The sequence below is a fragment of the Microcoleus vaginatus FACHB-2002 genome, from assembly GCF_040004035.1.
In the GTDB taxonomy this organism is placed as follows: domain Bacteria; phylum Cyanobacteriota; class Cyanobacteriia; order Cyanobacteriales; family Microcoleaceae; genus Microcoleus; species Microcoleus vaginatus_C.
In genome coordinates this window covers 108,129-133,800 of the sequence record NZ_JAMPLN010000011.1, presented here as the reverse complement: position 1 = coordinate 133,800, position 25,672 = coordinate 108,129, and the positions used below count along the sequence as shown (strand labels likewise).

Annotated in this window: 26 protein-coding genes and 1 pseudogene; 15 read left to right on the top strand and 12 right to left on the bottom strand. The window is 45.7% G+C overall.

Annotated features, from left to right (window positions below):
• The first annotated feature begins 631 nt into the window (after nt 1–631).
• The 3 genes from NDI35_RS12295 (at nt 632) to NDI35_RS12285 (ending at nt 3,069) form a co-directional block, all read left to right on the top strand.
• Nucleotides 632–988 (top strand): hypothetical protein, encoded by a 357-nt coding sequence (locus tag NDI35_RS12295; protein ID WP_445312975.1) that lies wholly within the window; start codon nt 632–634, stop codon nt 986–988.
• Between the two features lie 353 nt (nt 989–1,341).
• A complete protein-coding gene (locus NDI35_RS12290) occupies nt 1,342–1,581 on the top strand; it encodes a hypothetical protein (RefSeq protein ID WP_445312974.1) in 240 nt (79 codons plus the stop codon).
• 387 nt (nt 1,582–1,968) lie between these two features.
• Entirely contained in the window at nt 1,969–3,069 is a 1,101-nt protein-coding gene (locus NDI35_RS12285) for an SDR family NAD(P)-dependent oxidoreductase (protein WP_445312973.1), read from the top strand.
• A 469-nt stretch (nt 3,070–3,538) separates the two neighbouring features.
• On the opposite strand, the gene NDI35_RS12280 is transcribed toward NDI35_RS12285, so the two are convergent.
• Entirely contained in the window at nt 3,539–5,323 is a 1,785-nt protein-coding gene (locus NDI35_RS12280; protein ID WP_445312972.1) for an ATP-dependent nuclease, read from the bottom strand.
• A gap of 220 nt (nt 5,324–5,543) precedes the next feature.
• On the opposite strand from NDI35_RS12280, the gene curA reads away from it, so the two are divergent.
• Nucleotides 5,544–6,566 carry an NADPH-dependent curcumin/dihydrocurcumin reductase gene (curA, locus tag NDI35_RS12275; RefSeq protein WP_445312971.1) on the top strand — a complete coding sequence of 341 codons (1,023 nt, stop codon included), beginning with the start codon at nt 5,544–5,546 and terminating at the stop codon, nt 6,564–6,566.
• 228 nt (nt 6,567–6,794) lie between these two features.
• A complete protein-coding gene (locus NDI35_RS12270; protein ID WP_445312970.1) occupies nt 6,795–7,757 on the top strand; it encodes an aldo/keto reductase in 963 nt (320 codons plus the stop codon).
• Between the two features lie 191 nt (nt 7,758–7,948).
• Here NDI35_RS12270 and NDI35_RS12265 read toward each other — a convergent pair.
• Nucleotides 7,949–9,020 (bottom strand): annotated as a pseudogene (locus NDI35_RS12265) (IS630 family transposase).
• Between the two features lie 50 nt (nt 9,021–9,070).
• On the opposite strand from NDI35_RS12265, the gene NDI35_RS12260 reads away from it, so the two are divergent.
• Nucleotides 9,071–9,946: a histidine kinase gene (locus NDI35_RS12260; RefSeq protein ID WP_445312969.1), complete on the top strand. Its 876-nt coding sequence runs from the start codon at nt 9,071–9,073 to the stop codon at nt 9,944–9,946.
• 70 nt (nt 9,947–10,016) lie between these two features.
• Here NDI35_RS12260 and NDI35_RS12255 read toward each other — a convergent pair whose 3' ends face one another.
• The 3 genes from NDI35_RS12255 to NDI35_RS12245 form a co-directional block, all read right to left on the bottom strand.
• On the bottom strand, nt 10,017–10,151 hold the full coding sequence (locus tag NDI35_RS12255; RefSeq protein ID WP_445312968.1) for a hypothetical protein: 135 nt from the start codon (nt 10,149–10,151) through the stop codon (nt 10,017–10,019).
• A 342-nt stretch (nt 10,152–10,493) separates the two neighbouring features.
• Nucleotides 10,494–11,264 carry a class I SAM-dependent methyltransferase gene (locus NDI35_RS12250; protein WP_445312967.1) on the bottom strand — a complete coding sequence of 257 codons (771 nt, stop codon included), beginning with the start codon at nt 11,262–11,264 and terminating at the stop codon, nt 10,494–10,496.
• A 59-nt stretch (nt 11,265–11,323) separates the two neighbouring features.
• Nucleotides 11,324–11,812 (bottom strand): GNAT family N-acetyltransferase, encoded by a 489-nt coding sequence (locus NDI35_RS12245; protein ID WP_445312966.1) that lies wholly within the window; start codon nt 11,810–11,812, stop codon nt 11,324–11,326.
• 111 nt (nt 11,813–11,923) lie between these two features.
• Here NDI35_RS12245 and NDI35_RS12240 point away from each other — a divergent pair, with 111 nt between their 5' ends.
• From NDI35_RS12240 to NDI35_RS12220, 5 genes are all read left to right on the top strand, one after another.
• Nucleotides 11,924–12,811: a LysR family transcriptional regulator gene (locus NDI35_RS12240; protein ID WP_445312965.1), complete on the top strand. Its 888-nt coding sequence runs from the start codon at nt 11,924–11,926 to the stop codon at nt 12,809–12,811.
• A gap of 190 nt (nt 12,812–13,001) precedes the next feature.
• Nucleotides 13,002–13,928 carry a geranylgeranyl diphosphate synthase CrtE gene (crtE, locus tag NDI35_RS12235; RefSeq protein WP_333179856.1) on the top strand — a complete coding sequence of 309 codons (927 nt, stop codon included), beginning with the start codon at nt 13,002–13,004 and terminating at the stop codon, nt 13,926–13,928.
• A gap of 14 nt (nt 13,929–13,942) precedes the next feature.
• Nucleotides 13,943–14,401, top strand: coding sequence for a divergent PAP2 family protein (locus tag NDI35_RS12230; RefSeq protein WP_190658220.1), 459 nt, complete (start codon nt 13,943–13,945; stop codon nt 14,399–14,401).
• A gap of 216 nt (nt 14,402–14,617) precedes the next feature.
• A complete protein-coding gene (locus NDI35_RS12225; RefSeq protein ID WP_445312964.1) occupies nt 14,618–15,727 on the top strand; it encodes an AAA family ATPase in 1,110 nt (369 codons plus the stop codon).
• Nucleotides 15,724–16,212 (top strand): hypothetical protein, encoded by a 489-nt coding sequence (locus NDI35_RS12220; protein WP_445312963.1) that lies wholly within the window; start codon nt 15,724–15,726, stop codon nt 16,210–16,212. The genes NDI35_RS12225 and NDI35_RS12220 overlap by 4 nt, the downstream gene beginning before the upstream one ends.
• A gap of 98 nt (nt 16,213–16,310) precedes the next feature.
• On the opposite strand, the gene NDI35_RS12215 is transcribed toward NDI35_RS12220, so the two are convergent.
• The 4 genes from NDI35_RS12215 to NDI35_RS12200 form a co-directional block, all read right to left on the bottom strand.
• Nucleotides 16,311–16,814, bottom strand: a complete 504-nt coding sequence (locus tag NDI35_RS12215; RefSeq protein WP_445312962.1) for a YbjN domain-containing protein — start codon at nt 16,812–16,814, stop codon at nt 16,311–16,313.
• Nucleotides 16,815–16,990: 176 nt separating this feature from the next.
• Nucleotides 16,991–17,884, bottom strand: coding sequence for a ferritin-like domain-containing protein (locus NDI35_RS12210; RefSeq protein ID WP_445312961.1), 894 nt, complete (start codon nt 17,882–17,884; stop codon nt 16,991–16,993).
• A 302-nt stretch (nt 17,885–18,186) separates the two neighbouring features.
• On the bottom strand, nt 18,187–18,420 hold the full coding sequence (locus NDI35_RS12205) for a hypothetical protein (protein ID WP_333084936.1): 234 nt from the start codon (nt 18,418–18,420) through the stop codon (nt 18,187–18,189).
• Nucleotides 18,417–18,743 (bottom strand): hypothetical protein, encoded by a 327-nt coding sequence (locus NDI35_RS12200; RefSeq protein WP_333084935.1) that lies wholly within the window; start codon nt 18,741–18,743, stop codon nt 18,417–18,419. The genes NDI35_RS12205 and NDI35_RS12200 overlap by 4 nt, the downstream gene beginning before the upstream one ends.
• Before the next feature lie 76 nt (nt 18,744–18,819).
• Here NDI35_RS12200 and NDI35_RS12195 point away from each other — a divergent pair, with 76 nt between their 5' ends.
• Nucleotides 18,820–19,260 (top strand): hypothetical protein, encoded by a 441-nt coding sequence (locus NDI35_RS12195; protein WP_445312960.1) that lies wholly within the window; start codon nt 18,820–18,822, stop codon nt 19,258–19,260.
• Between the two features lie 109 nt (nt 19,261–19,369).
• Here the strand turns inward: NDI35_RS12195 and glnA are convergent, their stop codons facing one another.
• On the bottom strand, nt 19,370–20,791 hold the full coding sequence (glnA, locus tag NDI35_RS12190; protein WP_445312959.1) for a type I glutamate--ammonia ligase: 1,422 nt from the start codon (nt 20,789–20,791) through the stop codon (nt 19,370–19,372).
• Between the two features lie 340 nt (nt 20,792–21,131).
• Between glnA and apcB the strand changes: the two genes are divergently transcribed.
• On the top strand, nt 21,132–21,641 hold the full coding sequence (apcB, locus tag NDI35_RS12185) for an allophycocyanin subunit beta (protein ID WP_333036060.1): 510 nt from the start codon (nt 21,132–21,134) through the stop codon (nt 21,639–21,641).
• A gap of 239 nt (nt 21,642–21,880) precedes the next feature.
• Here the strand turns inward: apcB and NDI35_RS12180 are convergent, their stop codons facing one another.
• Nucleotides 21,881–22,120: a hypothetical protein gene (locus NDI35_RS12180; protein WP_445312958.1), complete on the bottom strand. Its 240-nt coding sequence runs from the start codon at nt 22,118–22,120 to the stop codon at nt 21,881–21,883.
• Nucleotides 22,121–22,339: 219 nt separating this feature from the next.
• On the opposite strand from NDI35_RS12180, the gene NDI35_RS12175 reads away from it, so the two are divergent.
• Nucleotides 22,340–23,182: a TlyA family RNA methyltransferase gene (locus tag NDI35_RS12175; protein WP_445312957.1), complete on the top strand. Its 843-nt coding sequence runs from the start codon at nt 22,340–22,342 to the stop codon at nt 23,180–23,182.
• A gap of 120 nt (nt 23,183–23,302) precedes the next feature.
• Nucleotides 23,303–23,992 carry a hypothetical protein gene (locus tag NDI35_RS12170; protein ID WP_333213612.1) on the top strand — a complete coding sequence of 230 codons (690 nt, stop codon included), beginning with the start codon at nt 23,303–23,305 and terminating at the stop codon, nt 23,990–23,992.
• Nucleotides 23,993–24,177: 185 nt separating this feature from the next.
• On the opposite strand, the gene NDI35_RS12165 is transcribed toward NDI35_RS12170, so the two are convergent.
• Entirely contained in the window at nt 24,178–25,668 is a 1,491-nt protein-coding gene (locus tag NDI35_RS12165; protein ID WP_445312956.1) for a DUF697 domain-containing protein, read from the bottom strand.
• Between the last annotated feature and the right edge of the window lie 4 nt (nt 25,669–25,672).

Genomic DNA, 25,672 nt, shown 5'->3' with positions numbered 1-25,672 from the left:
CTGAGTTTTGGGTGTTGAATTACGTTTTAATTATGGGACTGCTTATCTTTATAGATGCTCATAGATTATCATCAATGAAGCTCTGTTTTGGTCTACTGCTAGATAGATTTTAAGGTTAAGCTAGGTTGTGTAGAAGGAACTGAGTTGCCAAAATAAAACACCGGTTTGCACGCGCCTAAGTGGGCGATCGCCGCAAACGAAGGCATCGTGGTGAGGCAGAACACCAGGATGGGTTTTTCTACGATCGCACCTTAAGCTAATCGAAAATTGTTGGAGGAAGGTTTCGCTGCACTTTATTGCTGACGTACATCCCGATGTGCCCAACTAAGAAGGAGCGCAAGGTGTAGTCTTCGCTAGCAATGTATGTCTTAAGAGCTAAGGAAGATGCTGGTGGAGGAACGAGAGGATCTTGCTAGGTGTAAATGTTCAAAATCGGGATGCGGATGTTTCCCAGATCCACTCGCTTGTTGCCAATCTCAACCTAATCTTGAATCAGTTTGTTTCGCTTTCATTGAAACGCTTCGTGTATGGCTGATGCGATCGTTAACGCCTACGTTATTATTATTGAGAATTTCGCTTTATGGACCCAAAACAACTGAGTGAGGAGCTGCGTCAAGGAAAGAACCCTCACATGACCCGTCGGCGATGGATTATCGGCTTATCTATGCTTGGGGGTTCGATGGGACAAGCGGTCACCCTCTACCAGACTGGGATCGTTAATCACCTAACCGATCCGCCGGGACAAAAGCTCTTCGATGCAGACCGGGTTGATGCTTCTAATTACGCTTACAACAAATTCAACTCACCCGACGGGCCAATAATGGTGGCTAATTATGCCATCACTGCTTGGCTAGCTGATGCTGGTGGTCTAGACCGCGCTAGGCGCAAGCCTTTGCTACCAATTGCAATGGGTATCAAGCTCGTGTTGGACGGAGTGACCAATGTCGAGTTAGCTCGTGAGGAATGGAGCGAGAACAAGGCGTTTTAGTGAATACTTCCAAGTTGCGACGGTTTGCTCGATCGCGTCCATTGTACTCGCCGTGCCGGAGGTTCTTACCGCTGTTGGCACCCTGCTGGGACGCCGTAACCAGGACACCAAAGCACAGAGGAACACACGCTAATCGATACAACGGGGAAAAGTACGGACGATTTTCTACAGCGGTGTTGGGCGTACAGCAAATGTTAAGCCCGATCGAGAATGATTGCACATATTTTATGCAATTATTCTCGCTCAATATTCCCTCGGTAATTAGTGATAGAACGAGTCATGTCTGAGGATAGAGCGCATACTTGAAACTGAATGATAGCCTTGTATAGTAAGGTCAAAAACAGGTGCAAATCATGACATCAGATAGTCCTCCAGACACTCGGCAAGATAATGCCAAATATGACCCTCAAGATAATCCTGGAACTCAAACAAGTATACCGACCACAGAAGAGGGTGACACTCCAGTTGATGAGAGATATCGCATGACCGGTCAACAATCCGGTACTGACGTTAGTCCGGGTAGTGAACCTGAAGCTCCTGGAGCGGCTCCCAAGGTTGTTGGTAGTCCAAATCAAGGAACTGACTCCCGTTAAAAAGATTCTGGAAAATCACGCAAATGTGCGATAGAGATGAACGGTAGCTCAGCAAATAAGGTGGTAGAGACACTGCCTTATTTGCAAATAATGCCCAGCAGAAATTGCTGAGCCAACCGGATAACAATAAATATCAATCAGATTATTTTAATCCAGGATAAGTAAACAGGGTTACAACGTTAGAGGATATCAAACGGCTTCCGATTGGCGAAAGATTGGCAGACCTGAAAGCCTTGCAAAATTTAATTATCTCGAAGGATCAAAAGCTAATAGATGCGTGTCCTGATGACAACCTATTACTCAGAGGAGAATTTTAAGATTTTAGTATCAGATTCAGGTAACAGCGTAGACGGCGCTTCACAATACATCAGCATTTGAGTTTTAACCATGAATTTCTATATAGATAATCCGAATCCTCTTATCCTTTTTGCAGTGGGCGTAGGCGCTTGGCTCGTCGTGCTTTGGGTGGTGCGATCGTGGCGCGAACGTCAATACGATCTCACAGGCAAGACGGTGCTGCTTACGGGGGGTTCTCGCGGACTTGGTTTGGTTATGGCACGGCAGTTGGTGCAGCAAGGAGCGCGTTTGGCAATTTGTGCCCGCGATCGCGCCGAACTCGAAAGGGCGCGTGTCGAGCTGCAGCAGCGCGGTGGAGAGGTGCTGACTGTTCCCTGTGATGTCACCGATCGCTCTCAAGTTGACCAGATGGTGCAGCAAGTGCGCGATCGCTTCGGTCAGATCGATATCCTCATTAACAACGCAGGCACCGACCTTGTGGGGCCAATGGACGTATTGACGATCGAGGACTACGACGATTTGATGAAGCTGCATTTCTGGGCACCGCTATACACTACTTATGCGGTTTTCCCGGAAATGCGTCAACGACATGCTGGACGCATCGTTAATATCTCTTCCATCGGCGGCAAGGTAGTTTCTCCGCATATGTTGGCGTATTGCGCGAGCAAATTTGCCTTAACCGGTTTCTCGGAAGGGATGCGGACAGAACTGGCAAAGGACGGGATTGCTGTCACAACGGTATGTCCCGGTTTCATCCGCACGGGCGTGATAGACCACGCTATGTTTAAAGGTCAGCACCGCAAGGAGTTTACCTGGTTCAGCATTGCTGATTCGTTGCCCTTGATCTCGACGAGTACCGAAAAAGTTGCTCGTGAGACGATTGCTGGATTTCGACGGGGTGATGCAGAGGTAATTGTGCCACTTTGGACTTGGTTTAGTGCCAGACTCTATGCTCTTTTTCCAGGGCTTTCTACTACTGCGATCGGTTGGTTTAATCGGTTGTTACCTGCAACAGGTGGCATTGGTACCGAACGCGCTTTTGGAAAAGACAGCCACTCATCTTTATCGCCTTCGCTGTTAACCTCTTTGAGTGACAAAGCGGCACGGCAAAACAATGAGATGGGGATCGAGAAGGCAAATGGTGCGGCAGCAGATAAGCAGGTTGAAACTGGATCGAATGGACAGGTATAAGCACAACTCTCCGCTAAAGATGTTCAGTCCTCTGGAATCACGGCACAAATGCCAGCGCCTGAACGAGCGATTTCAGTGATGCCGCGCCCAATAATCCCTGTTCCACCGAATACTGCCAGCTTCTGCATCGCTTTGACTGGCTGTTTTCGCGATCGTTACCATAAACAGTATTAGATGAAGTTTATTGTGCCTGTATCCTTGTATAGAACTACAAGGATTGGGCATTTGTATTGGATTTGTATTGGAAGTGTAATGTAGCTACATAACGGTTGAGCTAACCCGACGGAGATAACCTTTGCAACTCAACCGAGCAGATTGGTATGTTCCGGTGCAGCGACAGATTGTGTGAAAACTCTATACGATTAATGCAGTAATGCAATAGGTGGGGTAAAAAAGCAATCTAAGAGCTAATCTGTGGTATGTTGTCGAGTTTTCAGACACTTTGAGGATGTGTTAGACCTCGGTGTCATTATTGATGTTCTAAGCCAATAAGATACTCCTGAATTCCTTTGATAAACTGCCAGGGATCTTCCTCATCATTAACCTCCAGCTTAGGAAGCAGTCGCAGCGCTGTTATGATCCATCCTCGTTTGTCTGTTGTGTACGGAATACCGCAGTGTGCCAGCATTGACTCTAGCTCACCAAACCGATTAATAAATAGTCCTTTTTGGGAACAGATTTGCCATAGCTCGTCAAATTTTGGTTGTAGCTCTGTTGGTAAGGCTGCTCTCCCTTTCTCCTTGAACTTCTTCCAATTTTTTGTCGAGGCTGCAATCTCGCTTCCTCCCCTTTCAATCTCTTTTAATAATTTTTCTTTTGCAGATTTTGCTTTTTCGTCAGAAGCAAATTGCTTAGCTTGTATGTCATTGACAGAGGTTAACAATTTTGTCATTTGCTCTCTGACATTATCTAGCCTCTCTTCAGGAGGAAGTTCATTTGCTGCTTTTGCAATCTCTTCACGGATAGCCAGCATTGTAGCAATTTGTTCTTCGCCAAGTTTTAACGCCTCTAGCTGCTTCTTGAATTCTTCCTGATTATTCAAAACATCGAAATCAACAATACCTGCAGAGCGTACACCCATATCTCGATACAATGCAGTAATCCGTGGAACAGTTTGCTTGTTGTCCGCGTTAACGAAATGCAAGTCGATGTCATTCTTACGCTTGTTAGAAGCAGTCTGGTAGAAACGTGCATCACTATCAGCCTCTACCACAACCACACCGGAATAAAAAAGTCCATCAAGAACACGAGCTGAACTCAGTAGAGGGTCACTTACCAATTCCTGCAAGCGCTTTGGATCAAGAGTATGGAAATAGTTGGTCTCATCTCTGCGGTCAATTCTGAGAATTGTTACATCAGTTGTCTTGCTTAAAAGACCACGTAGTAAGTCGGCACTGTGAGTAGCTAAAATAATTTGACGTGCACTGTTTGCTTGTTCTGCAACAAATTCGCCTATCCGAAAAGCTTGGGGCGGATGAAGAAATGCTTCCGGTTCGTCAATCAGGAACAGATTTCGATTGATCGCTAGTAGCGCCGTGATAATTCCGACAAAACTCCTTATTCCGTCACCTTGATCATCCAATTTGCTGTGCTGATGCATGATGTCTCTAGCATCTCTGGGATCAGGGGGAACTGCGCTAAAGTCATCTCCGACTCGGAGAAGTAATCGCTGGGGGACTGTAAAGTCCAACTTTATTTCTTTGCCAAAAGCACGTTTTACTAATTCTTGTATCTGCTTTTCTATAGAACTTCCTGCATTGTAAAGAGCTTGCAGCAAGTTTGCCTCTTGTCTTTCATGGCCTGAACTAGCAGACTCTTTCACCAATTGCAGTCGGTTTTCTGTTGTCAGGAATGCAACCATAGCGCTACCCAATTGACCAGCAAAAGCAGCCTTATTCATCAAGTAAGGCAGAAAATTCTGCTGTTCGTCCCAGTTAGACCAATGCTGTGCGTTAATTTGATATTCTTGGTGAAGTTCAGGAGCTAATGCGCGAAATATCCAGTTTCCGTTTTCATCTTGATATCGCTTCAGATTGTAGGCTTCACGTAGCTCTTGAAATTTTTGTGGGAGAGTCCACTCAACCTCGTTAATAATGATTCTTTGGGATAGTGTTTCTTTTGTAGTTGTCCAGGCAATATCCTTCAAAGCACGGCTTTTACCAGCATTATTGGGTCCAATTATGACCGTAAGGTTTCCTGGGGAAATTTTTAATCCGTTGTTGAGTCCTACACTGGTTAGTTTGTACGTATACATTAAAGATTAATCTAATTTAATAATAAATACCTAAATACTGTAACAGCTACTTAGTTTTGATTGCCAATCACATTTGAGAACGCTCTCTGATTATGCCTAATGAAAGATGTTGGATCAGCGATCATCAACTGCAATCGTTAGTAGGCTTGTTAAGATGATTGTCCAGCTTAGTATAGCACTAATCGATGCTCCACCCATTGGAAAAAAATAGGAACCATCAATGCCTAATTCAATTAACCAACAAATCTTACTCAAAAGTCGCCCAGTTGGCGAACCCAAGGAGAGTAATTTCGCCCTAGTCGAAACCCCAATCCCAGAACCAGGGGAAGGCGAAGTTCTCAACCGCACGATTTACCTGTCCCTCGACCCCTATATGCGCGGACGCATGAGCGACAATCGCGAATCTTATGCTTCTCCGGCAGAATTGGGTTCCGTGATGGTCGGTGGCACAGTCAGCCAAGTGGTGAAATCGAACCATCCCCAATTCTCAGCCGGAGATTTTGTGCTGGGTTATGACGGCTGGCAAGCTTATGGCGTATCGAAAGGCGAAACCTTGCGCAAGCTTGACCCCAATCAAGCACCCATCTCCTATGCGTTGGGCATAACGGGGATGCCGGGAATGACGGCATATTTTGCGCTGCTTGATATTGGGCAACCACAAGCAGGCGAAACGGTTGTCGTTTCTGCTGCCTCTGGCGCAGTCGGTTCTGTAGTCGGCCAAATCGCTAAAATCAAAGGCTGTCGGGCAGTGGGGGTGGCTGGGAGTGAGGATAAAAGCGATTACGTAGTGAAAGAGTTAGGGTTTGATGCCTGCATTAACCGCAAAACTCAAGACCTCAGTTCAGCACTGAAAGCTGCTTGTCCTAACGGAATCGATGTTTACTTTGACAATACGGCGGGTCCAATTTTAGAAGCCGTGTTGCAGCAGATTAATCTTGGGGCAAGAATACCACTGGTTGGTTTAATCTCGCAGTACAACGCAGAAACTCCTCCTCCCGGTCCTAATTTGATGCCATTGTTGGTTAAACGAGCGTTAATCAAAGGTTTTCTTGTGGCAGATTACCAACACCGTCAGGCAGAGTTTGTAAACGATGTTTCTCAGTGGTTGCAGGAAGGGAAGCTCAAGTATAAAGAAGACGTTGTAGATGGTTTGGAAAATGCTCCCCACGCCTTCATTGGTTTACTGCTGGGGAAAAACTTTGGCAAGCTGATTGTTAAGGTAAGTGACGATCCAACGCGATGAGCGTGGATTATGAATCAGTTGAGATGCCCGACTTCTTAGAGAAGTCGGGCATCTCCTCTTCACGAGCGATCGCATAACGCATCAACTCAACCCTGTACCTCACACCTCCTAAATTGCCAATACTCACTTTTAGTGTGTCTCCAGCAAGATGTGGTAAACGTTTCCTTGCGTTTGAATTTGCTCATAGCTATATGCACTTAAGCAATAGCTGCCAAACAAGGAGAACAGATGTCAGAAAGTACGTCAAACTCAGAAATGGTATACCGAACTCTTGGCAGCACAGGAGAGAGGGTTTCTGCGATCGGATTGGGTGGTTGGCACATCGGATTGAAGTATGTTGATGAGCAACTGGGTATCCGGATTGTTCGCACTGCGATCGACCGTGGCATCACTTTTATGGATAACAGTTGGGATTACAACGGTGGCGCCAGCGAGATTCGCATGGGGAAAGCTCTCCGCGATGGCTACCGAGACAAAGTATTCCTGATGACGAAAATTGACGGTCGCTCCAAGAAAGAAGCCACAAGACAGCTAGACGAATCACTGCAACGCCTGCAAGTTGATTGCATCGATCTCGTCCAGCACCACGAAATCCTCCGGTTCGAGGACCCGCATCGAGTTTTCGATCCAGAAGGGGCAAATGCCGCCTTAATTGAGGCGCGGGAAGCTGGCAAACTCCGATATATTGGCTTCACCGGACACAAAGACCCCCAGATTCATCTGCATATGCTGGAAGTTGCAGCTAGTTATGGGTTTAAGTTTGATGCGGCTCAGTTGCCGCTGAATGTGATGGATGCACACTACCGAAGCTTTGGGAAGCTGGTTGTGCCAGAACTGGTTAAACAGGACATCGGCATTCTTGGCATGAAAAGCATGGCAAACGGGATTTTGTTACGGTCAAATACGGTAACGCCAATAGAGTGTCTGCACTATGCGCTGAATCTACCTACATCGGTTGTGGTTACCGGAATTGACAGCATGGAAATTCTCGATCAAGCGTTTGAGGCGGTGCGGACGTTCCAGCCAATGAATGACGAGCAAGTGCGATCGCTGTTAGCAAAAACGGCAGAAGCCGCATCGCGCGGCGAGTTTGAGCCATTCAAAACTTCATCAATTTTCGATAGCACTGCCCAGAATCTAGATTGGCTGGGAGAGGAGCCACAGCGCATTCAGCAACTGATGCGAACGTGATCGAATAGATCGAATCGACTGATATGTCATGCAAGAGCAACGCAGCATATAAGATTGGAGATGCACTGCCAACCAATTGTTAGGCAGATTTTTCCAGCGGATTAACTAGGCTTACTGTTAAAGTCATTGAGACTCTTTATGGCCTCAAGAAACGCTCTTTGGTCTTCATTCTCCCGAGTACTACCATTTTTTTAAAGATGTGATAGAGATAAAGAATGTAAAATCCAAGACCATCCGGTGAGAAAACCAATGACGCGATCGGTGAAAGATGCCAAAATTTCCTTGACTTTTGTGCGGAGTTCGTCAAGATTACTAAACACCGACTTTCGCTAAAAAATCTTTCAGATATTCCCACACTCTTTCTGTCGGATTTACTTCGGGACAAGCCGGAGGCTGAAATAGTAAAATAACATTGTCTGGTAATTCAGATGAGCTTAAATTATGAGCGGGTGCGTTATCTACTTGAATGATGTGTAATTCATGAGGATATTGTATTGACAAAAGTTGTAAATCGGCTTCAAAACAAACTTTGTCTAAATGCGAAAACTCCCAAAAAAAACTCTTTCCAGTAGGGATTGATACTGCCCCATACAGCCAAAAACACTCAAATTTCCATTGATGCTTCCCCAGGGGCTTTACGCCTGAAAGCGTCAGCTTGCGCCGACGAATTGTATGCAGCCCTATCCGCGTTTCATCACTACACCAATAACTCACATTTTTATATTTGTTTACTTGAGGTAAAGCTTTGTCTAGTAAAGCTTTTATCTGTTGATGCAAGTTATTTTTAAATTCATTAATTGCCGTAGATTTCTGAGAAATACTGCGAGGTCTTGGAATTTTTAATTTACTTTTTAATTCCCCTCTAACTAAAGAATATACAGCCGGGTACCTACTGGCTATTCCTTTAATCAACCATAGCAAAAGATGAACTTCTTTATAACTCTTAAATCCTTCGGGCTCTCTCAACTCTTGTTGCAAGGTCGCTGCTATTTCAACTGAGAACTTTTTTGGGCGACCGAAAACCTGCCTATTTTTTAACAAATTTTCCAGACCGCCCTTTCTATATTGGGAGAGCCAGCGATGAATCGTTGCCTCACTTTTACCTAAAACTGCGGATACTTCCCGCACAGTTTCTACTTGTTTTGACTGAAATAAATAAAGCATTTGGACTTTATTATAAGCTAGGATTATTTTTTGTTTTTTGAGTATTTCTCGCAAATTTTCTCCAGATTCGGTAATCTTTATATGAGGACGACCAGACATTGTAATTCTCTCCTTTACTTTTTACACAAGTCTATCACATCTTTAAAAAAATGGTATTAGTGCGTTTGTTCAAAACTCATCCCTACGGGGAATTAGAAGACTCATTGCAACAATCCGCCCGCCGCTTGATCGAGGGCAATTCCCCCGCCGCCGACATGAAATGTTGGACTCTGCTAGCAGCCGCAGGCACACAACCGCAGTGGAATTCTCGGCACACAGCAGCAGAAGATACAGCTATTCCATTAGTTAGCACAAAATTAGTGGCTCAAATGCCGGCGATTTCGGAAATAATCCGGCAGTTTGGTTTAGATATTCCTACATTCCTCGGAATTGAGCCAGAAAGGTTCCTGCAATTAGAGCCTGCAGTATTAAATATTTTTCACGTATCAGAGGCAAAAGGCAGCCGCTTTATTCCTGAGCAAAATTCTTTAATTATCCCCTACAATGTCAAGTCTGTCTTGGGATTTGGGGGACTTCTGCCGTCAGGAAGTTTGTTTGCGGTAGTGATGTTCCTGAAAGTTAAAATTCCCCAAAGCAGGGCTGAAATGTTTAAAGATTTGGCACTTAGTGTCAAAACAGCATTGTCTATCCCCGACGAAAATAGTGTTTTTGAATATTCAGAAAATCCTAAAAATTTTGTTACTAATAACAATAATTGCGAAACCCAATTACTGGAATATCAAGTGGCTACTCTGATGCAATTGCTGGACTTTGCCGTACAAGAAATGCTGAGACAAGCGGCTCGGTTTCAACAAATTATTGACAATTTACAGCAAGAACTTGCCGAACACAAAAATAAGGAACAAGTTTTGAAAGTAAGCCAAAATTCATTTACAGGCATTCTCACTATTCCCAATGATACTATTTTACAAGTCGAGGAAAATCCCGTAATTCAGCGTTTTAATCAAGGGGAAGAACAGATTTAAACTAAGGTCTGTGTTTAGCAACCCGGTTTATCCTAGAAACCGAGTTGTTGGGGTGTTTGCGGATACGAATTTACGATCGCACATTTTCCCGATCGAGTTTTTCGCTATCAGCCAACTTACAAATGGCTACCGGCGCGCCTTTCTGCGGGAAATTGGTCGCACTGGCGAGAAGGGCTAAACGCTTTGAGCGTAACTTTTGTAGCATTTGCTATTTCCTTAAGTGTTAGTTCGTTTTTGCTTCCGGCTCCCTATGGAAGCGCCAACTTAGATTATTATTTGTTAAGGAGGAGTCTATTTTGGTTGAGGCTAATTATCATGCCAACAATATTTTTTATTGGGCCGGCTTACCCCTACAAATATGACTGTAAAATTCTACATCCGAAAAGCCTGAGTCGTAAGTTTTTGGCAGGGGAGAATTGATGGGGCTCTACACAAAAGCGCAGTTACAATAGGAAAAGAAAATAACTGCTGGGACTAACGTGCGGCGCGATGGGGATACTGAGTGAACGAAGGCTACAAATCTCCCCGATTTGAAGCCTTATATTTGTCAATAGGAATTTTTGACAGCAACAACGCGAATTCGGCGATAATCTGCAATCCAATTACCATCGCGGTACAGCGCCGATCGCAAACGCTCTTCAACTGCGTTAATTACCTGCGATCGCACATCATCAGACAACCCCGACAAAAACCCGCCAGCAAACATCTCAATCCAATTTACCATACCCGCGCTGCCACCTTCTAGGGGAGTCGGTCGATCAAACAAAACCGCATAACCCACATCAAAACCCTGCTTTTCCAAAAGCCCAGCATACTCACCAATACTCGGAAAATACCAAGGATTAAGCGCTTCAGGCTCCTGGCAGCCAATTTCCGACAAAACACTCAAAAGCGCCCGGACGATCGCCCCCACATTCCCCTTACCACCAAACTCAGCCACAAAACGCCCTCCCGGCTTCAGCGCTTTTTCCACACAATTAATCACAGCATCCGGCTGCTTAATCCAGTGCAAAACCGCATTAGAAAACACAGCATCTAACGGCTCTTCTACTTGGAAACTCCTCGCATCCGCAGCCGCGAAATTAATGTGAGGATAGTTAACTTTTGCCGTGGAAATCATCGACAAAGACGAATCAATACCTTGCACAAAAGCACCACTTTGACCAATCTTTTCAGTTAACTGCCCCGTACCGCAGCCCAAATCCAGAATTTGTTCACCAGCCTTCGGAGCCAGCAACTCCAAAAGCGATTCACCGTACTGCCAAACAAAAGCATGATTTTTCTCATAAAGCACTGAATTCCAAAAATCTTGTGACATCTCTTCTCTTCTCTCCTCTTCTCTTCGCGTTCTTCGCGCCTTCGCGGTTCGTTATTAAATCATTTGCCAGCAAGCAGATTAATTCCATCCCCATCAATACGGCAAACCCTAATATTTTCCAAAATCCGTGCTCCCTGCTTTTGGTAAAAAGCAATTCCCGGCGCATTGGCAGTATTAACAGTCCATTCAATCCGCCCGCAATTTGTGGACTCAGCAATTTGTGCCAAATACTTTAACAGCGCTGTCCCGACTCCCATACCGCGCATAGGAGCTTGCACAAATAAATCATCAAGCCAAAGACACGGCTGCGTCAATAAACTTGAGTAGGAGGAATAAAAAAGAGCAAATCCTACCGCTTTTCCGGCAACTTCAGCCAACAAAACCCGCACTAGCGGAGGCTGGCAAAATAACGTTTGCTGCAATTTATCGGCTGTTGCTGTCAACAGATTTTTACATCCATCAAACTCGCTTTTTTGTGAAATAAAATCCACAATTAATTCCAAATCTGCCAGCTTTGCTTCTCTAATTCTGATATCCAAATTAGCCATTGTTTAATTCTCAATCTCGCCTATTAATCACTGTATTAAATGCCAGCATTAATGTCCAATATATGTTTAACTAACAACTTATACTTTTAAGATATTAATGATTGGGGAGCTATGGAACTTCGGCATTTGCGTTATTTCATTGCAGTTGCAGAGGAACTGAATTTCACTCGCGCAGCCGAAAAACTGCATATTGCCCAACCTCCGCTGAGCCAACAAATCCAGCATTTAGAGGCAGAGTTGGGGTTTCAACTGTTTCGCCGCACCAAGCGGACGGTGCATTTAACGGCTGCGGGACAGGTTTTTTTCGAGGAGGCCGGGAAAATTCTGCAGCAAGTCGATCGAGCAATTCAACTCGGCCGACAAACCAGTCGGGGCGAACTCGGCCAACTGACGATCGGCTTTGTGAGTTCTGCTGCACACAACGTGGTTCCAGCCATTTTGCAGGCGTTTCGCACTCGGTGTCCCGCCGTCAAGCTCGAACTGCACGAACTGACGACAAACGAACAGTTGCAGCGGTTGCGGTTCGGGCAAATTGATATCGGCTTCGTGCGCCCTCCGGTTGAGGAAGAGGGGATAAATTCTGAAATCGTTTTTCGAGAACCGCTGATCGTGGCACTGCCAGAAACGCATCCGGCGGCAGATCGCACGCATCTTGAATTACGCGAACTTTCCACCGAACCGTTCATTTTATTTCCGCGTTCCCAGGCTCCGGGATTGTACGATGCGATCGTCAGTCTTTGTCAACAAGCAGGTTTTAGCCCGATCGCAGCTCAAGAAGCAATTCAAATGCAAACCATTGTGAGTCTGGTAGCCGCCGAGATGGGAGTGGCGATCGTCCCTGAGTCGATGGAAAATTTCCAGCGCAGCGGGGTTGTTTACAAAGCGCTGCCAGAATCAACCTGCATTGTCGCGATCGCTCTAATTTGGCGCAGCGATCCAACGGCGGCGGTGCAGCGGTTTTTGGAAGTTGCCAGACAAATCAGCGGATTTGATATTTGAGATTGTAAATTTTAGATTGACTGGTAATTTGACAAAGTTATCAAAACTCAAAGATTTTCTGTGCAACAACACCCGTAGAATGATTAATTGATGCTCGGAGTTCGAGCAACTACTGCCGTAAAAGTCGGCACGATGCGACCTGAACGGCTCACAATATCCCACATAACTATTCAGTACAAGAGAGCAAGGGATGGTATTGGCAACAGAAATGGGTTCGTCCCAACCGGAATCCTCTTTCGACCTATCTACTTATCTAGTCAATCGAAAAGAGGCGATCGAGGTAGCTCTCGACAGTGCACTCCCGGTCATCTACCCAGAGAAAATTTACGAAGCAATGCGCTACTCGCTGCTAGCGGGGGGCAAGCGCCTGCGTCCGATCCTGTGTCTCGCTAGCTGCGAACTGGCCGGCGGCACTACATCTATGGCAATTCCGACAGCTTGCGCTTTGGAAATGATCCACACCATGTCGCTGATCCACGACGATTTGCCGGCAATGGATAATGACGACTACCGGCGCGGCAAACTGACGAACCACAAAGTCTACGGCGAGGATATCGCCATTTTGGCGGGCGATGGTTTGCTGACCTATGCTTTTGAATTTATCGCCACTAAAACTGAGAACGTACCCCCCCAACAGGTGTTGCAGACGATCGCCCATTTGGCGCGGGCATCGGGTGCTGCTGGACTTGTAGGCGGTCAGGTGGTTGATTTGGAATCGGAAGGAAAGACAGATGTTTCTCTGGAAACTTTGAATTACATTCACGCTCACAAAACAGGCGCGCTGTTAGAGGCTTGCGTAGTTTGTGGGGCAATTCTGGCTGGGGCGTCTGCTGCAGATTTGCAGCGGCTGTCTCGTTTCGCTCAAAATATTGGGCTGGCTTTCCAGATAATTGACGACATTCTGGATATTACTGCTACCCAAGAAGAACTGGGCAAAACTGCTGGCAAAGATGTTCAAGCAGGGAAAGTCACTTATCCGAGTTTGTGGGGAATTGAGGAGTCTCGGCGCCAAGCTTCGCAGCTTGTTGCTGATGCTAAGGCTCAATTGGCAGTGTTTGGGAGCAAAGCTCTACCGCTGCTGGCGATCGCCGATTTTATTACCAGCCGCAGTAACTAGAAATACCAAACACTATGCAGGAAATTTGCAGCGGCATATTCAACAATCATGTACTCGTGGTTGCTTTGCTCGCTTGTCTGGCGGCTCAGATCATGAAGTTGCCGATCGAGTTGGTCAAAAATCGCAAGTTTAATCTTCAGTATTTGGTAACAACGGGGGGAATGCCCAGCGCTCACTCGTCTTTTGTGGGCGCTTTGGCTGCTGGAGTCGGACAAACGATGGGATGGGAAAGTCCGGACTTTGCGATCGCAGCGATCTTTGCAATTATTGTGATGTACGACGCAGCAGGCGTCCGCCAAGCTGCAGGCAAGCAAGCTCGCATCCTCAACCAAATTATTGACGAGTTTTTTGAGGAAGATCACAACCTTAATGAGGCTCGCCTGAAAGAGTTGCTGGGACACACCCCTTTTCAAGTGCTTGTCGGTTTGGGGCTGGGAATCACTATTGCTTGGATCGCAGGGCCTGCATATTAAGTTTTAAGTACGGAGTAAAATTGGGGCAGTGGTGTTTTTTGACGAGTTGGAGGTAAAAGTTGGCGGCGGGGATTAATTGTTCGGCAACTCATCCGTCTATAGCTCAGAAAAGCACCCGAACTTTTTGGAAGTTTATGGCAATGCCTATTCCCTAATTAAGCACTTCAAAAAGTTCAAAAAGTTTTTTCACCTCCCACTCCTTGGAATTGTTTTGCTATGCTCCAAAGACTATATGTACACAACTTCAGATGTCTAGAAAACTTTGAACTGCCCATAAAGGGGATGCCATCTGCTCTCTTGATTGGAAAAAATGGTGCCGGTAAATCAACTACTTCTGTTGTCTTACAGGTATTTCAGTCCATCAGTCGAGGCATAAATAGAGTTCGCGATCTTGTCAATGCAAAAGATTTTGCTCGTGGCAGGTCGGATGTCCCCATCCGGTTTGAAATAGAAGTCTTACTTAACGAGAAATTATACAAATATGTCCTTGCCTTCGAGTTGCCAGAAAAATTTAAAGACCTTCGAGTTTTTGAAGAGCAATTGCTAGTTGGAGGAGATCCAATCTACTCTCGAAAAGAAGCCCAAGTCACTCTTTATAAGACCTCACAAAATCGTGAGGCTCAGTTTCTTGTGGATTGGCATCTTGTTGCTCTTCCAGTAATTCAGGAGCAATCAGAGACTGACCCACTTCGTATTTTCAAGACCTGGCTTGCTCGCACGATCATTTTAGCCCCGATTCCCAGCTTGATGACTGGAGACTCAAACGGTGAAACTTTGGAGCCAAAGCGAGATGGTTCAAACTTCGGGGAGTGGGTTTCTGGGTTACTCAGTCGCTATCCTGCCGCCTATACACAGGTTTATAAATATCTCCAAGAAGTTATGCCTGACTTTCAGGATTTTCTGAATGAGCAGATCGGTAAAGACTCTAAAAGTATGATTGTTCGGTTTGAAGCCAATAATGCGAATCTGAGTGTTGACTTTAAAGACTTATCGGATGGTGAGAAATGCTTTTTTGTTTGTGCTGTCGTCTTAGCGGCAAACAAATCTTATGGCCCACTTTTTTGCTTCTGGGACGAGCCGGACAACTATATCTCCTTATCAGAGGTTGGAGATTTTGTCATGTCATTGCGACGCTTATTTCAGGGTAACAGTCAAATTTTAGTAACATCTCATAATCCTGAAGCGATACGAAAGTTTTCCAATGAAAATACCTTTGTACTCGATCGAAAAACCCACTTGGAGCCAACTTTAGTCAGATTACTCAGTGATATACCTGTACCAGGCGACCTTATAACGACTTTAATCCTGGGCGATATAGAACTATGAAAGTAAATAGGGAGAAGGAACACTTTCTTGTATTGCCCGAAGATGATGCTAATCGCCAGATTGTCCTTGGATTTATTAAAGACCTTAACGTTGATAAAAATGCAATTCAAGTCCTACCGATTGCTGATGGTTGGAAAAAAGCTGTGGATCAATTGACGATTGATGATGGACTTCGCCTGCGACAATATCCACAAAGAAGGATTATTTTGATCATTGATTTTGATAAAAAGGAAAATCGGTGGAGTTATGTGAATGAGCAGATTCCAGAAGAGTTCAAAGAAAGAGTCTTCGTTCTGGGAGTGCAATCTAACCCACAAGATCTAAAGAATGCCACCAACAAAAAAAGTTTTGAAGAGATCGGAAAAGCTCTGGCACAAGATTGCTCTGATGATACGAATGAATTATGGGGGCATAAACTCCTCACACACAACAAAGGAGAATTAGAGCGTATGGCTTCATCTGTAAAACCATTTCTCTTTAAATAAATAAACCCAAAAGTCGCGCACGCTACTTAAATGTCAGGTGCGCGACTGCCAATAATTTAGCGGAGTGGGGATCTCTCAAAAGTCGCGCACCCTAATGACTACTGACTGAATTCTGCTTGCAACACGTCATCGTTATCATCGGCGATCGTAGCCACAATAGTAATAACCCGAGAAATTTCCCCGGCCGAGATTTCCGCCATCGTCCGAGTCGATACTACGGCAACTTGATTATCAACAATGGCAAAATGAGATTCTAAAGTAGACAGCCAATTCATTTCTAGAATTTTCCGCATTAATTGAGCTTCATTCTTCGCTGGCAACTGCAGTACAAAAGCCCAAACAGCCAAAGTATCATCTTCGGTTTCGCCCGTAAGTTGCACGAACACTTCGACACTGCCGTACTTGAACTTCCAAAGATGTCCGCCAGCTTCACTTTGACCGACCATCACTTTTTGGTCTACAGCCATGCTGGCGATGACAGTTTCAATTTCTTCTGCATAGGTGACGGCTGTGGCTTTTTCGACCTGCTCGGAGGCGATCGCACTTTCACTTGAGAGGCTTTCTGTGGAAGCTGTTTGTATGTTCGGCTCGCTGGTAGTCATGATTATATTTAGATGGAAAACTATTCCAATAATCAGTTTACTGGCTAAAGCTTAAAATTATGACTTTAAATAACTGGTTCCCAGGCTATGCCTGGGAACCAGTATATCTCGCTTGTTTGCGAAGGCAGACGCAAGTTTGACTTGCACAGCGGTTTCAACCGGATTCGCGATCGTATTTAAGGCTTGGGCTTAGTCGCCGGCTTCTTCTCAATGGTATTCAAGCCGTTGAGGAACATGGGTACTAATTTCTCCATAAATGCCTGCGGGTCGCGGTTCCAGGCGCGCTGAGCTACATCGACTCTGGTCATTTGCAGGTCGGGGGCCAGCAGGCTTGCGGGCAAGCGTTCCATCAGGTATTGCGGGCGTTCCCACATCGGCATGGTGTTGGCAATATCCACGAGGCGCGTGACGCGGCGCAGTTCTGCCCCCAACATGATATCCATTCCCGATTCAAAAGCTGCTTGTTCGATCGCCACATACTTGCGCTTTGCCTGTTCCACCTTCTGGCGGTGTTCCGGGCTTTTGTCGGCGATTTGGGCCAGCCAGCGGTTGCCCCAGCGGACGTGACCAGCTTCTTCGGGAAAAATCTTTTCGATGGTTTCGCGGATTTTGACGTTTTCTGCGGTTTGGGGAGCCTGTTTGAGGGCGTGGATGTGCGCTGAAAAGTATTCGCAGCCCCGCTTTTCGGTGACATTGATTGCGGCTAAAACTGCAATTATACCGTCATCGAGGTTGCGGTATTGTTCTTTGTTCAGCAGGCGGTCAAATTCGTCAATGTAGGAAATTCCCGGCGGCGTTCCCACATTTTGGCCGAGGTCTACCAGCAAGTCGGTGAGCCACATCGCGTGTCGCGCTTCGTCGGAAATGTGCCGGGACAGGTCGCGCACGAGTTCGGCCGGTTCCCCGTCTAGCCGTTCGATCACGTCGGTGAGGTCTTTGCAACTACGCTGTTCGCTGTAGCGGTAGCGGTTGAGGGTGATCAAGTGAATTTCGCGATCGCGCACTACATTAGCTAAAATTTCGCGCGCTCCCATAGCGTTGCGAAGCTTGCGGGGATAGGCAACAGTCATGCTTTTATGTTGTTTTGTAAAGATACCTATATAAGTGTAACGCAGTTTTTTCGACAACGAATTACCTCGCAAGGCAGAAAGTTATTGTTTAGCACGGAGATTCAATTTTATACAGACAATTTTTTTACTAGCTCAACAAATGACAATAGTTTTGAGTTGCGAGCCATACCATTTTAGATTTTAGACTTTAGATTAAAAATGACTGATGACTATCAGGGTTGGGAGCTTTTATACAGTTAGATTATTTTTTAAACTGCTATCACGCAAGGGTGGCGCGGATCGCAGAAAGCAATCTCACGCACTCAAAACTCTTCAGGTTCCGTCGAGTCTGAAGCCTCAACACTAGCAGACTCTTGTTGAAATTTTCGCGCCTCTTCTACTTCTAATCTAGCCAGAGTTGTCGCCACATCAGCTAACTGTAAAGCCAGATTCATCCGACAAACCGGGTTTTTTTCCCTCCAGAGGTCTTTTGCCAAGAAATGTACTCGATAGCGAAACATTTTAATTGAATTGGGCGGAGTAACTTTCACGGTCATAGTCTTTCTTCTGTTGAAGTTTGAATGCGGAGCAGCACCCGTTCTAGCTCCAAGTAAACAAATGTCAGCATGATTACTTTATCTTCATCGGTGATTGTAACACTACAGGTTGCCGATCGAGGTTCAACGCCTTCGTGCCTGACAACTACAGTATATTTTCCCGGCTTCAGGTTATCAAAATTCACATCAGCCTCAAACAGGTCAACTGTCTCCTCGGCCAGCACCCGTCCTTCTTGAGTCAGTAAAGTGACAAAGGCAATGCCGTCAACTGAAGTCATGGCGACGTTACTCTGATTGCGGATCATCACAAAAATATCGGACATCGTTTAGTCATTGTTAATTGCTAATTGCTAATTTAGAATGAGTGCAGCACCTCACAAACAAAGGAGCATAAATACAGTGAATAATTTCAAGCTTTTGCTAATTTTGACAGCTTTTGCAGGGGTTCTCGGTTTGGGAAAAAGTGGGGCGGTAGCTGCTGTCTCAAATATCTCTGAGACAGAGGCTGGTTTCCAGCTTCACGGCGTGCGAGTTGCTCAAAGGGACGATCGTAATTTAAGCAACTCGAAAGGTACATTAAAAGAAGGCAGTGCCCTCTCTATCGATCCTGATGAAGTTACGGGCATACCAAAAGCTGAGGCGCGACAGCGTTTCATTTTGAATAAGATATATCGGGTTCAGGAAGGCACTACCGCTGACGATTTGTTTATTGTTGATGAGAAAGCAACTAAATGGGCTGTAGAGGATGTCTCTGAGGCTACAATGGGTCCTACTACTAACAGCGTTGCCCAGATAGTGTCGGGTAACGGGAGAGTTTGGGCGCTGATCCAGAAGTTCTAAACTCCAAAAAAACGCCGCTTTTAAGGGCGGCGTTCTTATTAATTAAAAATCACAGGCTAAAAATGGTATAATTACCAGTTTTAACTTTTAATTTTTAATTATTAATTTTCTAACAGTCGTAATAGAGAGCAAACTCGTAGGGGTGAGGACGCAGCCGCATCGGGTTGACTTCATTGTCGAGTTTGTAGGAAATCCAAGTTTGGATGAAGTCTTCGGTAAATACGCCGGTTTCAGTTAAGAAACTGTGGTCTTTTTCTAAAGCTTCTAAAGCGCCTTCCAAGGAACCGGGAGTTGAAGGAATTTTGCTCAATTCTTCCGGGGATAGGTCGTAGATATCCACGTCCAAAGGTTCGCCCGGATCGATTTGATTCTTGATGCCGTCTATGCCGGCACACAGCATGGCTGCAAATGCTAAATAGGGGTTGGATGTGGCATCGGGACAGCGGAATTCTAACCGCTTGGCTTTGGGGTTGGTTCCCGACAACGGAATCCGTACTGATGCCGATCGATTCCCTTGAGAGTAAGCTAAGTTTACAGGCGCTTCAAAGCCCGGAACTAAACGCTTGTAGGAATTGGTCGTGGGGTTGGTGATTGCCAAAAGTGCCGGTGCGTGCTTGAGAATGCCGCCGATGTAATGCAGTCCCATTTGACTGAAACCTGCATATTGATCGCCTGCAAATAGAGGTTGGCCGTCTTTCCAAATCGACTGGTGAACGTGCATCCCGGAACCGTTGTCGTTGAACAGCGGTTTGGGCATGAAGGTGATGGTTTTGCCGTATTTTTTGCCGACGTTTTTGATGACGTATTTGTAAGTCAGCAAGTAGTCGGCGGCTTGTACTAAAGTGGCAAATCGGAAACCGAGTTCGCATTGACCGCCGGTGGCGACTTCGTGGTGGTGCTTTTCGATGGGTACGCCGCATTTTGCCATTGTCAGCAGCATTTCCGTTCTCATGTCTTGAGAGGTATCGGTTGGTGCTACTGGGAAATAACCTTCTTTGTAACGCGGTTTATAGCCGAGGTTGCCGCCTGCTTCTTCTTTGCCGGAATTCCAGCGACCTTCGATCGAATCTACGTAATAGTAGCCGGAATTTTGGGTTTGGTCGAAGCGAACGTCGTCAAAAATAAAGAATTCTGCTTCCGGACCAAAGAATGCTGTATCGCCGAGACCGGTCGAAAGCAAGTAGTCTATGGCTTTTTGGGCAATGGTGCGAGGACAGCGACTGTACGGTTGGCCGGTGCGAGGTTCTTTGATGCTGCAAATGAAGCTGATGGTAGGTTCTGCCATGAACGGGTCCATCCAAGCGGTGGTCGGATCGATGACCATCGTCATGTCTGATTCGTTGATGGCTTTCCAGCCCCTAATGCTGGAACCGTCGAAGGGTACGCCGTCTGTGAATGCAGTTTCGTCGATTTGGTCGTGGTACAGGGAAAGGTGCTGCCAGATCCCCGGCATATCGATGAATTTGAGGTCAACGATCTGGATCTTATTTTCTTGTATGTAGTTTAAGGCTTCTTGGGGTGTCTGGAACATGACTTACTCCTGATATTGGTTGTGTCTTGGCGATCGGCCGATTTCAGACTGTGTGGGCGATCGTAGGCCTTCAGTATCCACTATTTTGTATCTATGGCTACAAAATTTTGAAATAGCGGCCCACTGCGGCCGGGCAGTTTGAGATTTTTGCCCTGTGGATTATTTTTCGGCTGAAGATACCAGGCAAACGGCTAAATTTTACGACAGTTTGCCGCGGATAGACTACCCTTCGTGAAAATCCTATCTCAAATCTTAATCAAACGCCGATTTGTAGTAGTCTACAATAGGCGGTCTGTCTCAGATAGCAAAGTATTGATAAAGATTTTTGGGAGAGAAACTTATGCGCGATGCAGTGACGAGCCTGATTGAAAACTATGATGTTGCTGGTAGGTATTTAGACCGAGATGGTATCGATCGGTTGAAATCTTATTTTGCAACGGGCACGGCACGGGTACAGGCGGCGGCTGCGATTAACAGCAATGCTGCGGCAATTGTCAAGCAAGCTGGTATCCAGCTATTTGCTGAACAGCCGGAACTGATCCGTCCTGGTGGAAATGCCTACACGACTCGTCGCTACGCGGCTTGTCTGCGGGATATGGACTACTACTTGCGCTATGCTACTTACGCCCTAGTGGCTGGAAGTACCGACGTGCTCGACGAGCGCGTGCTGCAAGGTTTGCGGGAAACTTACAATTCTCTAAGCGTTCCCATTGGCCCGACGGTGATGGGGATTAGCATTATGAAGGAGATGGTTAAGGCTCAAGTGCAAGCTGCTGGCTTGTCTGTGGGGCCTTTTTTGGATCAGCCTTTTGATTACATGATTCGCGAATTGAGCGAACAAGATATTTAAGTCAATTTGCTAGTTCTTTTAGCAGCAAATTGCACTTGTGGCTGGCAGTTAGCAGCCGTTAGATCGATCGCTTTTTTTGGCCTCACAGCCTCCAAGCGATCTTTTTTTATGGGTTATACAATTTCAGATTAAAGATTTCAGATTAAAAATTATAGATTAAAAATTTGAATAATTGGGAATGACTTATGAATTAAGGGTTTGGAGCTTCCCTATAATTGCATTCTTGTTTGAAACTGGTACTAAAAATCGTCAACCCATCCCCAGACGAGGCATTTGTCCAGGGGATTTTTGGTTTGGCCCAGATCCACTTGTTCGGTGGTTGTTGCTTCTACTTCGCCATTGGGGTAAAGAATGTGGATGATGTCACCGCTGACGAAGGCGAGGGGATTTTCTTGACAATTGCCCGAATTTCTGATAGGAAAGTTAATTGTTTTCATGGTCGATCGCCCTGATGGTATTTGTAGCGCTTTTAGCTGCATATAAATCATCTGCTAGTCGCAAAAATTATTGTGTGATTTTATGAAGGTATATCTGTGATAAAACTACACAATCAGAGCGATCTCAGTCACATAATGTGAGCTGGGGCGATCGCCCCGCGACAATCGCAAAACCAAAATAATCGCCAAAAATTAGCAGTGGGGCTTGTGCGTAAGTGCTAATCTGGTACTGCTTAACCCTATCCGTACAGATTAAAAACCTTGGCTAAACAGCGACTAGACACATTATTGGTCAGCCTAGATTTGTGCAGTTCCAGACAGCAAGCTCAGGCCTTGATTCGGACTGGGAAAGTCTCTATCAACCAACAGGTAGTTGACAAACCGGGCACTGAGGTCGATATTTCAGCAAAAATTCAGATCAAAGAGCGATCGCGCTATGTTTCCAGAGGCGGCGACAAATTAGCCAAAGCTTTAGAAGTTTTTGCAATTCCCGTTGCAGGCAGAATTTGTCTCGACGGCGGCATTTCCACAGGCGGTTTTACCGACTGTTTGCTGCAAGCCGGCGCCGCCCTAGTCTACGGCGTAGACGTTGGCTACGGTCAAGCAGATTGGGGCTTGCGTAACGATCCGAGGGTAATTTTGAAAGAACGCACCAATTTGCGGTACATGACTGCTGCTGAGCTTTACGGCGACTCTGAGCGAGCAGATTTGGCGGTAGTAGATGTGTCGTTTATTTCCCTGGATAAGATTTTACCGGCGCTGTGGGAATTGTTGGCACCACCGCGAGAAGCGGTGTTGCTGGTAAAGCCGCAGTTTGAGGTAGGGCGCGAGAGAGTCGGGAAAAAAGGCGTAGTGCGAGACTCAGCAACTCAAGCCGATGCGATTTTTCAAGTGTGGAAGGCAGCCACAGCTTTAGGATGGCAGCAACGCGGCTTAACGTGGTCGCCTTTACTTGGCCCGGCTGGTAATATCGAGTATCTTTTATGGTTGGGGATCGATCGCGAACAAGAAACAGAGCTGAGGGCGATCGAAGAGGATGTTGTGAAGGAACGGATCGCACAAGTCACCAAAGCGGCGGCGCGGGAACTTGTCGATCGATTGTAGATTGATTTCAAGATGTCAAGCTAATCTATTTTAAAAATCAAATTTGGAACTCCAGATTGCTCTAAATTTTAAAAAATTTTGTCAATCAGACTCCTAAACTTTCACTTAGTGAATAATTCCATGCAATCATTCAAACAAGCCGGTTCGATTTTCCTGTACGTTCTAGGTGCCATCGGGTATGTGGCGATTGTAGCTACTATTGTAGGCGTTTCAATTCTCATCAAGTGGGCCGCTCTGCTACTAGCCGACAAATTATTATATACACTTCTGATTATCGGCGATTTGTTGAGGGGTATCGAAATTATTGAACTGTTAAATATATTGGTATTTGCTTTTATCGGTATGGGAGTGGGTGTGGCGACAAGGCTTTTACACCCTCAATACGGTCGCAAAATTAGTGCTGCTGTGTTGATAGTTATAGTTCCCTTAGTTTTCATGATTACGCCAGCCATTCGATATAATTCTTGGCTGGAAAAAGTGGAAGAATCCGATAAATTATCGCCTCCGCAAACTGCAACCTTAACTAACTCCTTTTTGAATAGAAAAGTAGGATTGCCTGGTTTTATCGGTTATTACGTATATACTGGTCAGTTTCCCGTTATTCCGACGAAACAATCGGAGATGAAAGACCTTGACAGCTTTGAAAAAAGAGTTAATTCCAGATTTGTACAGTTCACTGGTATTGCTCCGACTATTGTTTCTTGGTCAATGCGGGTTTGTTTTTGGCTGATTAGAATATTTTACTTTTCTATAGCGGTAATTGCGACGATCGCCCATTTTAGGGAAGGCGTTAGAATCGCGAGGCGGTAATACGATTTTCGATTAAAGAAGTGGGAATTACTGATGAATATCGTGGTTGGAAGCTTAGCTACAGTTGCATTTTTTTTTGACAATTGTATAAGAATAAAAGCAGTAGGATGCGTCATATCCTAGCTCTTCGATTATTCACAAATAATCCTCTCCTGAAGCACCCTACTCAACTACTAGGACAATTTTTAATTGCCAATTTTAAACTCTTGCTGCAAGCGATCGATAATTGTATTACGCTCGATGGTGGCGAGAATTTCTTGAATTACCGTATCTTGTCCCAGGGGGCCCCAGGTGCAGCCTTTTTCTAAGTAAACTTGGGCGGCCCGACCGACAGCGTAGGTTCCGTAAGCTGCTAAACTAGCTTGAGTGACAGCGACTCCGGCAAAAGTAGAAAAGCCGATGTGCGGGGCCGCAGCCGCCGCACTTTTGCCAAATCCCAACAGGAAACTGCTACCCAATTCTCCCAAAAGTACGCCGCCAGCACTGGAGAAAATAGTCTGCCAAAGTTTCCCGGCTTCGTAACCCGTCATGGGTAAGCCGTAAAGTCTGGATAAAGAGCGAATTAAGGCTAAATCTGCGACACTTGCTCCCATTACATCCAAGAATGCCACTGGATTTAAACCGACAGCCAAAGCTTTATATTTTGCAAATTGCCAGATTAAATCTTCGGCTTCTGTTTGCCGCAATTTGAGAACGTGACGGGCAATGTTTGCTTCGGCATCTCTAGCTTCAACTAAAGCATTTAGAGCGAGGAGCGATCGACCTTCTCTGTTAAGAATTGTGAGAATTTTATGTTTGAGTTCGTCTATCTGCGGGGGTGGCGACTCCCATTCGTTAGTTACTCTTCCGTCGGACCATTCCACTCGGACTTGCACCGGCGCGGGTTCGGCGGCTACCATGACTATTTCTAATGATTTGGCAATTTTAGGCGGTGATTTTGCGGTAGATTTATCGGAGGAGTTGTTTGGGCGATCGGACAAATTTTCGCTATCTGTTTCCTCTGTTACCGCAGCGGCTGCTAACTCTTCAGAATTTCCCAGCGCTTGCAAACTTTGGTAAATAGCTTTTCTGTCTAATTCTGGATAAAGGTCAATTTTATTAAAAACTAAAATTACTGGTTTTTGAGCTGTTTGCAATTCGCACAGTGCTTGATATTCAGTTCTGGTGATATCGCCTGCAACGACAAACAGAATTAAGTCAGCTTGGCGAGTTACTTGTTTCGCCATTTCGCCGCGCACTTCGCCGCCAACTTCATCAAGTCCGGGAGTATCGATTAATTCTACTTGCACCCCTCCTTTCCCACCCTTGCCAAGGGGGGGTTGGGGGGATTCGTCGCTGTCAAGGAAGGATAAAGGCACACTCCAGCGCACGGAACGCGGCCACTGAGTCACGCCGTTGAGAGGGCCTGTTTGCAGAATTTTTTGACCTAAAAGCGCGTTTAATACGGCTGACTTGCCACGGCTGACTAAGCCGAAAGTAGCAATGCGAATGACGTTGTGGTCTAGTTTTTCTGAGGTGGAAGTTAAGATATCTAACTGATATTGCAGCGCCGCTTCTAATTCTGTATTATTCGAGTTTTTTTTCCCTTGGCGCAGGTGGGAATAGCGCGCCAGGGCTTCGCGCAAACTGGCGCGGGCAAGGGATAAGCGATTTTCTTGAAGGGAATTGTCAGCCATTGGC